This window comes from Paracoccus sp. Z118, from assembly GCF_019061185.1.
Lineage (GTDB): Bacteria > Pseudomonadota > Alphaproteobacteria > Rhodobacterales > Rhodobacteraceae > Paracoccus.
The window spans coordinates 1-10,927 of record NZ_JAHQZU010000045.1 but is presented as its reverse complement, the minus strand read 5'-3'; the positions used below and the strand labels follow the sequence as shown (position 1 = coordinate 10,927).

General features: G+C 61.9%; 9 protein-coding genes and 2 pseudogenes. 4 read left to right on the top strand and 7 right to left on the bottom strand.

Annotated features, from left to right (window positions below):
* Nucleotides 1-138: 138 nt before the first annotated feature.
* The 7 genes and pseudogenes from istA to KTN05_RS16615 all read right to left on the bottom strand — a co-directional run.
* A pseudogene (istA, locus tag KTN05_RS16640) lies at nt 139-1,341 on the bottom strand (IS21 family transposase); the annotation flags it as partial.
* Between the two features lie 149 nt (nt 1,342-1,490).
* Nucleotides 1,491-1,619: a DUF4147 domain-containing protein gene (locus tag KTN05_RS18270; RefSeq protein WP_254368308.1), complete on the bottom strand. Its 129-nt coding sequence runs from the start codon at nt 1,617-1,619 to the stop codon at nt 1,491-1,493.
* 1 nt (nt 1,620) lies between these two features.
* Nucleotides 1,621-1,923: a DUF4147 domain-containing protein gene (locus KTN05_RS16635; protein WP_371823398.1), complete on the bottom strand. Its 303-nt coding sequence runs from the start codon at nt 1,921-1,923 to the stop codon at nt 1,621-1,623.
* Nucleotides 1,924-1,939: 16 nt separating this feature from the next.
* Complete coding sequence (locus KTN05_RS16630) at nt 1,940-3,010, bottom strand: tartrate dehydrogenase (RefSeq protein WP_217330506.1); 1,071 nt, start codon at nt 3,008-3,010, stop codon at nt 1,940-1,942.
* A gap of 9 nt (nt 3,011-3,019) precedes the next feature.
* Nucleotides 3,020-4,102 (bottom strand): tartrate dehydrogenase, encoded by a 1,083-nt coding sequence (locus tag KTN05_RS16625; RefSeq protein WP_217330505.1) that lies wholly within the window; start codon nt 4,100-4,102, stop codon nt 3,020-3,022.
* A gap of 15 nt (nt 4,103-4,117) precedes the next feature.
* Nucleotides 4,118-6,121 (bottom strand): tripartite tricarboxylate transporter permease, encoded by a 2,004-nt coding sequence (locus KTN05_RS16620; RefSeq protein ID WP_217330504.1) that lies wholly within the window; start codon nt 6,119-6,121, stop codon nt 4,118-4,120.
* A 12-nt stretch (nt 6,122-6,133) separates the two neighbouring features.
* Entirely contained in the window at nt 6,134-7,087 is a 954-nt protein-coding gene (locus KTN05_RS16615; RefSeq protein ID WP_217330503.1) for a tripartite tricarboxylate transporter substrate binding protein, read from the bottom strand.
* A gap of 224 nt (nt 7,088-7,311) precedes the next feature.
* Here KTN05_RS16615 and KTN05_RS16610 point away from each other — a divergent pair, with 224 nt between their 5' ends.
* The 4 genes and pseudogenes from KTN05_RS16610 to KTN05_RS16595 all read left to right on the top strand — a co-directional run.
* Nucleotides 7,312-8,244: a LysR family transcriptional regulator gene (locus KTN05_RS16610; RefSeq protein ID WP_217330502.1), complete on the top strand. Its 933-nt coding sequence runs from the start codon at nt 7,312-7,314 to the stop codon at nt 8,242-8,244.
* A 57-nt stretch (nt 8,245-8,301) separates the two neighbouring features.
* On the top strand, nt 8,302-9,204 hold the full coding sequence (locus KTN05_RS16605; RefSeq protein WP_217330501.1) for a LysR family transcriptional regulator: 903 nt from the start codon (nt 8,302-8,304) through the stop codon (nt 9,202-9,204).
* Nucleotides 9,205-9,319: 115 nt separating this feature from the next.
* Complete coding sequence (locus tag KTN05_RS16600) at nt 9,320-10,483, top strand: mandelate racemase/muconate lactonizing enzyme family protein (RefSeq protein ID WP_217330500.1); 1,164 nt, start codon at nt 9,320-9,322, stop codon at nt 10,481-10,483.
* A 92-nt stretch (nt 10,484-10,575) separates the two neighbouring features.
* A pseudogene (locus tag KTN05_RS16595) lies at nt 10,576-10,927 on the top strand (transposase); the annotation flags it as partial.

The window sequence follows — 10,927 nt, the reverse complement described above, 5'->3', positions numbered from 1 at the left end:
CATCTCCGTATCGGTTCAAGGTCTCGCAACCCGAACCTTCCCGAAGATCGGCGATGGCCGCCAGCGTCACGCCCGGCCGCGCGCTGCGCTACGCCAAGGGCTCCGCGCGCGGCCTCCTACACCAACCGCTGGGACACTGCCCGGCAGATGATGGGAGCGCTGGATCAGCCGTTCATGCTCACAGATAATCTGCCCTTCCGCGGCCACGACGAGCCGATCGGGGTAGACCCGGAGGCTGACAGGCCGGTTCGCGATGGAGGCCGGCACGCGTGTCACGGTTGCGCTCGAAGCTGATCAGGCAGGTAGGCGAGACGCGCTTGCTCTGCTCGACGAACCCGTCAAAGGCCGGCGGCAGCGGCATCAGCACGGGCTGCTCCTCGGCCCAGGCATTGGCGAGGCTCCCGACCAGACGGCCATGCGGGATCTCCCGCCAAAGCTCCAGGCAACGCCGCTCGAGCCAGGCGTTCAGCGCGGCGAGGTCCGGAAAGTTCGGCATCGGTTGCCACAGGCGCGGCCGCGCATCCTGCACGTTCTTCTCGACCTGCCCCTGCGCCAGCGGGCTCGGACCGGTGGCGCCACGCTGGCGCAGTCCCAACCCGAGGCGGGATTACAGAACTCCGACTCGAAGACATAGTGGTTGGCCATGGCGAGGAAGCGGATGTTGATCTGGCGATCCTTGCCCCTGCCGATGCGGTCCACCGCCGTCCGCGTTCGGCGTGGCCTCGAACCGATGGCGGCTCACGCCTCACTGTCGTAGATCCCACGCTCCGGCACACCACCGAACACCCGGAACCCGCGCCAATGGGCGTCGAACAGCATCTCGTGGGTCTGCAGCAGATAGGCGCGGACGAGGAACACCCGGCTGTGTGCCAGCTTGATATGGGCGACCTGAAGCTTCGTGCGCTCGCCGCCGATCACGGCATAGTCCTCGCTCCAGTCGAACTGGAAGGCTTCACCCGGGCGGAAGGTCAACGGAACGAAAGTGCCGCGTCCCGTTGTCTGCTGTTCTCGCTGCCGCTCTGCGCGCCACCCACGGGCAAAGGCAGCGACCCGGTTGCAGGAACCGGTGAACCCGAGCGCGACCAGATCGGCATGCGGCCGCGACAGGGTCCGGCGCTGCTTGCGCGACTTCGAGGTCTCGGTCTTCAGCCAGCCTGCCAGCTTGTCGGCAAACGGGTCGAGCTTGCTGGGCCGCTCCGGCACCGAGAACTTCGGCTCGACCGTGCCCGCCTTCAGATACTTCCTGATGGTATTGCGCGACAGACCCGTCCGGCGCGCGATCTCGCGGATCGGCAGCTTCTCCCGCAGAGCCATGCGGCGGATGACGTTCAAAAGTCCCATGTGGATCACTCCGATGCCCCCCGTCGCTCACCGCGCTCAGGGGGAAGTTGGCCCCCCGGGGTCGCCCGGGGGGCCGCCGCCCCGCCGCCGCCACAGGGACCGCTTGTCACAGGGGTCAAATCTCCGTGGAAATCAGGCGCCAACCCGGGTCAGTTCCGGGTGGAAATCAACAGTCCCGAGTTCAGCAGCTTGTTGACCGTTGACTTGTCCAGCGCCGTCAAGGGAGGCACCGGGCGCGCCATCAGTGCCGAGCCGCCGGAAATGAGGGCGAGGAGCAAGTCATCCTGAGTGGCCGACCGAACCACTTTGACGTTTTCCCGTGGCCGCGGCTCCACCAACAGCGTCCGGATCCGGGTGGGATGCTTCGCGTACCGCGATGCGTTCGGTCGGTACCGAATGACCGTAACGTGTAACGACGACGCCCGAGAGGACGACATCAGGCCAAGCCAATTCGACCGCCCGCGCCATCGAAGCGGGGGACTTTCCTGCCCCCACCCCGATGCAGCGGCCTGCGGGCTTCTCTGGCAGGTGCTGCACCAGTATGGTGGCTGGATCGGCCGCAGCGATGGTACGATTGAACACCTCGCTCAAGAGGGCCTCAGCCGAGAGCATCAGCCACCGCCTTGCCGCAAGCCTCCGTGTCTGCAGAGCCGCCCAGATCCCTTGTCCGCAATGCAGGCTCGGAAAGAACGCGCTCGATTGCAGAAACGATATCGCCCGCAGCGTCGGGGTGGCCGAGGTGGTCCAGCATCATTGCACCAGACCAAATCTGACCGATAGGGTTGGCGATGCCTTTTCCTGCAATATCGGGAGCAGACCCGTGAACCGGTTCGAACAGCGATGGGAATGCGCGTTCCGGATTGATATTGGCAGACGGCGCGATGCCGATGGTGCCAGCACAGGCGGGGCCGAGATCGGACAGGATATCTCCGAAGAGGTTTGATGCCACGACCACGTCGAACTTGTCGGGGTTCAGCACGAAATGCGCCGTCAGGATGTCGATGTGGTACTTGTCGACGCTGACCCCAGGATAATTCCTGGCCATTTCCTCCACCCGCTCGTCCCAATAGGGCATGGTGATCGAGATCCCGTTCGACTTGGTGGCCGACGTCAATTTTGCGCGCGGGCGCTTCGCCGCCAGGTCGAACGCATATTTGAGCACGCGATCCACGCCGATCCGGCTCATGACCGTTTCCTGCATGACGACCTCGCGCGGTGTATCGGGGAACATCTTTCCACCGATCGAGGAATACTCGCCTTCCGTGTTCTCGCGGACAATCCACATGTCGATATCGCCGGGATTACGGCCGACGAGGGGGCATGGCACGCCGGGCATCAGCCGCGCCGGACGCAGGCTGATGTACTGGTCGAACTGCCGCCGGAACTGGATCAGCGAGCCCCAGAGCGACACGTGATCGGGCACGGTTTCAGGCCATCCGACGGCGCCGAAGAACAGGGCATCGGATCCTCCAACCCGTTCGCGCCAATCGTCGGGCATCATCTGCCCGTTCTTGAGATAATAGTCGCAGGAAGCAAAGTCGTGCTCGATGAAACGCAGATCAATCGCGTGTCGTTTTGCCACTGCCTCGAGAACGCGCAGCCCTTCGGGCACGACTTCCTTGCCGATGCCATCGCCGGGGATGACTGAAATATTCAAATGGTTGCTCATGGTGTTTCCTCAGATGTTTTGGCCACGCAGCGTATCGATGACAGCATCGGTCACCATACGTGTCGTCGCCTTGCCACCCAGATCGGGTGTGTGAAGGCTGGGGTTCGCCGTCACGAACTCCACCGCCTTCATCAGCCGGTCGCCGGCAGGCTTCTCGCCCAAGTGTTCCAACATCATTGCCGCGGTCCAGAAGGTGCCTATGGGGTTGGCAACACCTTTTCCGGTGATGTCAAAGGCTGAACCATGGATCGGTTCGAACATCGACGGCGTCTCCCGTTCGGGGTTCAGGTTCGCCGTCGGTGCCACACCGATCGAACCCGAGAGGGCGGCGGCCAGATCCGAAAGGATGTCTGCGTGAAGGTTGGTTGCGACGATTGTGTCCAATGACTCCGGGTTCATCGTCATGCGCACGGTCATCGCGTCGACCAGCATCTTGTCCCATGTGACGTCGGGGAACTCCGGGGCAACCTCGGCGGCAATCTCGTCCCAAAGCACCATACCGTGACGTTGCGCGTTGGACTTGGTCACGACGGTGAGCAATTTCCGCGGACGCGATTGCGCGAGTCTGAAGGCAAAGCGCATGATGCGCTCGATCCCGGCGCGCGTGAAGATCGATACGTCGGTCGCCACCTCTAGCGGCAGGCCCGGATGTGAGCGCCCGCCTTGGCCGGCATACTCGCCTTCGGAATTCTCCCGTACGATCACCCAGTCGAGCTCGCCTCCATTGACATGGCGCAGCGGCGACTGGATTCCCGCCAGGACGCGCGTGGGTCTGACATTGGCGTACTGGTCCAGCGGCTGGCAAATCGAAAGGCGCAGCCCCCAGAGCGTAAGGTGGTCGGGTACGTCCGGAGCGCCGACAGCACCGAACAGGATGGCGTCAAAGGCGCGCAGCTGGTCTGCTCCGTCGGTGGGCATGAACGCCCCTGTCCGCTTGTACCTTTCCGTGCCCCAGTCGAACTTGGTCACGTTGAAGTCGAAGCTGCCGGCGCGGTCCGCGAGGGCGGTCAGGACCTCAAGGCAGGCATCGACGACCTCCACACCGATCCCGTCGCCGCCGATTGCGGCGATCTTGTACTCTTTCCTTGTCATTGAATCTCTCCGATATCAGAACAATACGCCGGCAGGCATCCGCAAAAGCAGCACGTTGGCCATAAGCCACCAAAAACCGACGCAAATCAGCACGCCTGAGGCAATCCAGATCGCCCACGTCCGGGCCGGTGGCCGGTCGTAGTCAGCTATGACCATGATCGCCACAAAGGCGATGATGCTGGTCACGAGAAAGCCAATCTCCGGCATAAGCAGCACCCAGGCCAACATGATTGCACCCAGCGCCATACGGCGTTTGGCACCGCCATCGAGGTGGAGCGTCTCACTTGGCCCACCGGCGGGTCGGCGCAGATTCATAACGATCAGCAGGGCCGAAAAGCCGACAAGTGCAGCGGCTATCGTGATCGGGAATACGGAACCAAGTGCTGACAGCGTGCTTGCGCCGAAGTAGATTGCGATGCCGAGGGCAATGAAGATTACAGCAAGCACCATTCCCGGAACGTCGCGTGTCTTCGGCTCCGGCGTGATTTCGGTTCCGCCGTCGGCCATTGGCTCGGAAACTTGCAGGATTTGGTTGCGGCGTTTCGCTTTCCAGTCTGACCAGATCGGGAAGATCAGCGTCAGCAACGCCGCCCCGATGATCCCGATGCTGATTGGACGCATGAAGAACATCTCGGTCAGCCGCCCGGATGCGCTACCTATCAGATAGGTCTGGACAAATCCCTGCTCGGCAATCGATCCGAGAACGAGGCCAAGAACGATCGGCGACGGCTGGAAGCCGTAGCGGTTCAGGATCCAGGCGAGGATGCCCAGACCAACCATCAATTGCGCGTCGTCGACGTTCGAGTGAATCGCAAAGGCGCCGATGATGGTCAGCAGCGCCACTGTAGGGGCCAGGACGGCCTTTGGCACCTTGGTGATGGAGGAATATGCGTAGCGTCCAATCAGCAGTCCGACCGGCAGCATGAGGATGGTTGCGACGAGCAAGCCCCAGATGAAGGTGTAGACGATGTTGGCGTCGGTGGTGAAGAGGGTGGGACCGATCTTGATGCCTTGCACCAGCAGCGCCCCGAGAATGATCGCGTCAGGCGGCGTGCCAGGAATCCCGAGAACGAGTGTCGGGATGAAGCCGCCGCCGACGGTGGCGTTGTTGGCCGCTTCGGTAGCGATCACCCCATCCGGGTTGCCTTTGCCAAAGCTCTCGGGATTTCCCGATGACCGGCGTGCTTCCGAATAGGATACCAGTCCGGCGATTGATCCACCGGCCCCCGGCAGAATGCCGATCACCGTGCCGATGACGGACGAACGGATGACATTCAGCTTTCGGGACAGCGAATAACGAAGTCCTTCGGCAAACCGCAGCCCTCCTGTGTCGGACGGTTTCAGATGAGGGTCGGCATTTGCGACCAGATCGAGGATCACTGGCACGCAGTAGAGTCCGATGATCGCCGATGTCAGGTCGATGCCCGCCAGGAAACGCTGCATGCCCATCGTGTAGCGGACGTCGCCACCAACCACCGCCACGCCAATCATCGACAGAAAAAGGCCGATGCAGGCGCCGATAAGTCCCTTGACAGTGTTTCCGACGGATAAGGCGGCAATCAGGGTCAGGCCGAACATCGCCAGCCAGAAATACTCGGTCGGGCCGAAGGCCAACGCGACCTTTGCCAATGGAGGCGCCAGCACCAGAAGCGCCACCGCGCCAACGATGCCGCCCACGACCGAGGCAATGGTGGCCAGCGAAATCGCCAGACCACCATCGCCCCGCCGCGCCATCGGGAAGCCATCGAACGTCGTGGCGATGGCTGAGGGGGTTCCTGGCGTGTTCACAAGGATGGCGGCGTACGCGCCACCGTAGATCGCACCGGTGTAGATCGCGCCGAGGGCAATCAGGCCCGCGGCGGGATCCATCGCGAAGGTGAACGGGACAAGCACGGCCACCGCCATGGTCGCCGAGAGCCCCGGCAAGGCGCCAATCACAGTCCCGAGGATCACACCGATGAGGGCGAGCATCAGATTGAGCGGTGTCAGCGCGTCCAGAAGGTAGCCGATGATCTCCATATTCGTGCGCCGTTACTGAATGATACCCAGCGCCTTGGCGCCGGCGGTGTATTCCTCGACACGCTCTGCGACGAATTCGTCCATCTCATCATAGCCGATATCGGTCAGCACGAAGCCGGCGCTTTCCATCTTCTCGACGAAGGCGGGTTGCGCGTTGATCTCGGAAACAATATCCGAAATCCGCTGGCGCAGCTCCTCGGATGTGGAGGCCGGAACCGCCACGCCGCGATAGGCGCCGCCCACGATGTCATAACCGAGTTCCTTGAAGGTCGGGACGTCGGGAAACGCCTCGAGGCGTTCTTCCGAAGCGACGGCGAGCATTCGCATCGCATCCCCTTGGCTCACGCCAGATGTCGCGTAGTTGAAACCGGCCATCGTCGAGCCTCCGAGCACGGCCGTAATCGAGGGACCGGTACCCGAGAAGGGAACGTAAGTCGTGGTCACGCCGGCTTGCTCGTTGAAGCGGATGGCGGCGAGATTGTTCGAGGAGTTGGAACCCGAACCCGCGAAGGTTACCAGGCCGGGATTCTCCTTGGCAAATTCGACCAGTTGTTCGAGCGAGGTAAACTCGCTCTGCGCGCGGACGAAGATCGCGTCCGGCGTGTAATGGAAGTAGTGAACCGGCGTCAGATCTTCTGTGGCATAACCGACGGACCCTTCGAGAGGCTGCAACGCCGTGTGCGGCAGGTTGATGCCCATGATCGTGTAGCCGTCGCCCGGAAGCGAATTGAGCTGCGACCAAGCCTGCGCACCGCCCGCGCCGGGTTGGTATTGGATGATCACCTGATGGCCAGTGACATTCTCCCATTCAGACTGCTGAAAACGCGCAGAGATGTCCGATTCGCCGCCCGCATTGAATGGGATGATGTAGGTCATCGGCTGGGACGGAAAGTCCTCGACCGACTGCGCCGCAAGCGGCGTTGACGCCAGTAGTCCGGCAAAGATGGTTGCAAGAGCCGTTCTCATGATTTCCTCCTCACGGGCCGCGTATGAGCCGCAGCTTTCGGTTAAGGGGACTTCGCTCTGCGACCTTGCGCCGTGATCGCGTCGCCCCCCCGGTCCTGTTGGCAAGCCTCCCGTGCCGACAGGGGCCCACCAAAACCTCACAGGTGAGCTCCGTGAACCCTAGACTAGCTCACAGGAATCTATAATCACGGTTTCGGAACAACATTATTGCGCTGAGGTAAGCAATGACCGAGGGCGACCTGGGGTTCTTCGCGCTCCTGGCCCGGCACGAGAGCTTCGTCGAGACCGCGCGCGAGCTCGGAATCAGCGCCTCTGCTGTCAGTCGCCGCCTTGCACGGCTGGAGGACCGGCTGGGCGTCCGCCTGATGAACCGGACGACGCGGCGTGTAAGCCTCACTGGCGAAGGCGAGCTTTACTTTGGCAAGGCCGTACGTTTGCTCGGCGACATCCATGAGCTGGAGAACAGCCTGAGATCGGGCCAGGAAAAACCCAGCGGCCTGCTTCGGATCAACGCAACCTTCGGCTTTAGTCGCGAATACATCGCTCCGACGGTGTCCGCGTTTTGTGACATGTACCCGGACGTCGAAGTGCAGTTGATCGTGACCGACGCACCGATGAAACTCATCGAGCAGGCGGTCGATCTGAACATCCGCTTCGGCAGCCCGCCATCAAGCAACCTGATCCAGCGTCTGCTTCAAAGAAACCGCAGGTTCATGTGCGCTTCCCCAGGGTACCTGGAAAAGCGTGGGAAACCTGAGACCTTGCAGGATCTGCGCGACCACAACTGTATCGTGCTGCGGCAGGAACACGACATCTATGACATCTGGCGGTTCGACGACCGCCGTGGAGAGACTCCCTCGGTACGTGTGAACGGCGGGCTCAGCACCAACGATGGCGAAATGGCGCGCGAATGGATGCTGCACGGACACGGGATCATGCTGCGGTCCGAGTGGGACATTGCCCACCATGTCCGCGAGGGCCGCCTTCAGGTCGTGCTGCCGGGCTACTTCCAGACTGCCAACATTTCCGCCATCTATCCTGAACGCCACCATCTGACCGCCAAGGTGCGGGTCTTTATCGACCTGCTGGCCGAGCGGATCCGGGATGCAAACACAAAGACACCGTTTGAACTCAGCGAAGCAGACCTGGGCGCATGACGGCATTTGCGTCGCTCGCTCATACCAACTATGCATGGATGCGGGTTGGAGGCACCGATGGACATCACGCTCCTCGAGGACTTTCTGGAGCTTGCGCACGAGTTGAACTTCTCCCGTGCAGCCCAGAACCGGAACATGACGCAGCCCGCGTTCAGCCGCCGAATCAAGAATCTCGAAGAGGCGATTCAGACGCCGCTCGTCCTTCGCACGACCCGTCAGGTCGCCCTGACGCCGGCAGGAAAGGCGTTCCACCCTCGGGCCGAAGCCATTGTCAGGATGCTTTCGGAAGCCCGGCTTGAAGCGTTGGCTGCTGCGGGTCGAGCGCAACGAAACCTGAATCTCGCGGCCACGCATGCGCTGTCCTACACATTCGTGCCAAAGTGGTTGATGCAGGTGGGCGGACCCGCCGAAATCGGCGCTCTCAACATGGTGTCTGACACGCATCGGCAATGCGTGAAGCTCATGCAGAACGGCGACGCCAGTTTCTTCATCTGTCACAAGAGCCCCGCCAGTGCAGAGGATCTCCCGGAAAGGCAGTTCAGGTGCCATCCGATCGGCAGTGATCGGCTCGTGCCACTCTGTGCTCCAGATTCGAGCGGCCGATCGCTGTGGACCCTTGGCCCCGGGTCGTCCGGGATTCCGTTTATCGCTTATGCGGCCGCCTCGGGTCTGAATGCAATCCTCAGGGCGCACTGGGCAGGGCATGAGCGGCCAAGCCTCGAGCCGACGATGAATTCAGTTCTGGCCTCGACCAATCTTGAAATGGCGAAAGAGGGTCAGGGGGTTGCCTTTCTTCCCCTCTCGCTCGCCGAAAGCGACATCGAGCGCGGCAGACTCGTCCGCGCCGGAGGCGAGGCTCTGGATGTCCCTGTGCAGATCGTGATCTACCGGCCGCGCTCCCGCATGTCTGCACATTGCGAAGCCTTCTGGCTGAAAGTGGTTGGTGAGAACGCCCGATGATATATGCACATTGTGCATGAATATAGCCCTAATCGGCATTGGAGTTCGCCTAATGTGATCCACTATCCACTGAGGTGATCGCCATTGTGCGACAAGCATCAATAGGAGCGAGCCAATGCGCATTGTCGAAATCTGCGACGTCACCAAGCCGATCTCATCGCCAATCCGGAACGCCTACATCGACTTCAGCAAGATGACGGCAAGTCTCGTGGCTGTCGTGACGGATGTGGTCAAGGACGGCCGTCGGGTTGTCGGCTACGGCTTCAACTCGAATGGTCGCTACGGTCAGGGTGGTCTCATTCGGGAGCGCTTTCGTGACCGCATTCTCCACGCCGATCCGGCATCGCTGTTGAACGACGAGGGCACCAATCTGGATGGCCACAAGATCTGGGCCACTATGATGCAGAACGAAAAGCCCGGCGGACACGGCGAACGGTCTGTCGCGGTCGGCACGATCGACATGGCCGTATGGGACGTGATCGCCAAGATCGAAGAGAAGCCGCTTTTCCGGCTTCTGGCCGAGCGCAAGGGCGTCGAAGCGAACCCGAAGGTCTTCGTCTACGCTGCGGGTGGCTACTACTATCCGGGCAAGGACGATTCCGCGCTCCGCAAGGAGATGCGGGGCTATCTCGATCGCGGGTACAATGTCGTGAAGATGAAAATCGGTGGCGCCTCGATCGACGAGGATCAGCGCCGGATTGAGGCTGTTCTGGCCGAGATAGGCGACCAGGCGCAGCTTGCCGTCGATGCGAATGGTCGATTCGATCTGGAGACTGCCATCGCCTACGGGAAGATGCTGCGAAACTATCCGCTTTTCTGGTACGAAGAGATAGGCGATCCGCTGGATTACCAGCTTCAGGCGGCAATGGCCGAGTTCTACCCGGGCCCCATGGCGACCGGCGAGAACCTGTTCTCGCATCAGGACGCGCGCAACCTGATCCGCTATGGCGGCATGCGCCCCGATCGCGACTGGCTGCAATTCGACTGCGCGTTGTCGTATGGTCTTGTGGAGTACTTGCGGACCCTGGATGTCCTCGACCAACTGGGATGGTCGCCGTCACGCTGCATCCCGCACGGCGGCCACCAGATGTCACTGAACATCGCGGCCGGGCTCGGTCTCGGCGGCAACGAGAGCTACCCCGATCTATTCCAGCCCTACGGCGGGTTCCCGGATGGCGTGAAGGTCGAGGATGGTCACATCGTCATGCCCGAGCTGCCCGGCATCGGGTTTGAAGGGAAATCCGACCTGATCACGGTGATGAGAGAACTGGCGGAATAATCAGCAACCAGTCTGGTCGGGAGATCTGAACAGGGGCGTTGAGTGGATCATCCGCGCGACATCGGCATGATGCCGAGGAGCGAGGAGAGACCATGACCAGACGACCGCGCCGGAACCACAGCCCGGCCTTCAAGGCGAAGGTGGCGCTGGCTGCCATCAGGGGCGAGAGGACGCTGGTCGAACTGGCCGAGCAGTTCGACGTGCATCCGAACCAGATCACGCAGTGGCGGACGCAGCTTCTGGAAGGCGCCTCTGGCGTGTTCGGCGCGGCGGCCACGGTCGCTCCGGCACCGGCAGAGGACGTGAAGACGCTGCACGCGCAGATCGGCGAGTTGACGCTGGAGAACGGTTTTTTGTCCGGCGCGCTCGGCAAGGCAGGTCTGCTGCCGAGCGCAGGACGATGATCGACCGCGACCATGGGCTGAGCGTCAGTCGCCAGGCGAA

Excerpts from the sequence above, each read along its gene's own strand:
- KTN05_RS16630 (WP_217330506.1), bottom strand. The coding sequence starts at position 3,010 with ATGAGCAACCATTTGAATATTTCAGTCATCCCCGGCGATGGCATCGGC.
- KTN05_RS16625 (WP_217330505.1), bottom strand. The coding sequence starts at position 4,102 with ATGACAAGGAAAGAGTACAAGATCGCCGCAATCGGCGGCGACGGGATC.
- KTN05_RS16620 (WP_217330504.1), bottom strand. The coding sequence starts at position 6,121 with ATGGAGATCATCGGCTACCTTCTGGACGCGCTGACACCGCTCAATCTG.
- KTN05_RS16615 (WP_217330503.1), bottom strand. The coding sequence starts at position 7,087 with ATGAGAACGGCTCTTGCAACCATCTTTGCCGGACTACTGGCGTCAACG.
- KTN05_RS16610 (WP_217330502.1), top strand. The coding sequence starts at position 7,312 with ATGACCGAGGGCGACCTGGGGTTCTTCGCGCTCCTGGCCCGGCACGAG.
- KTN05_RS16605 (WP_217330501.1), top strand. The coding sequence starts at position 8,302 with ATGGACATCACGCTCCTCGAGGACTTTCTGGAGCTTGCGCACGAGTTG.
- KTN05_RS16600 (WP_217330500.1), top strand. The coding sequence starts at position 9,320 with ATGCGCATTGTCGAAATCTGCGACGTCACCAAGCCGATCTCATCGCCA.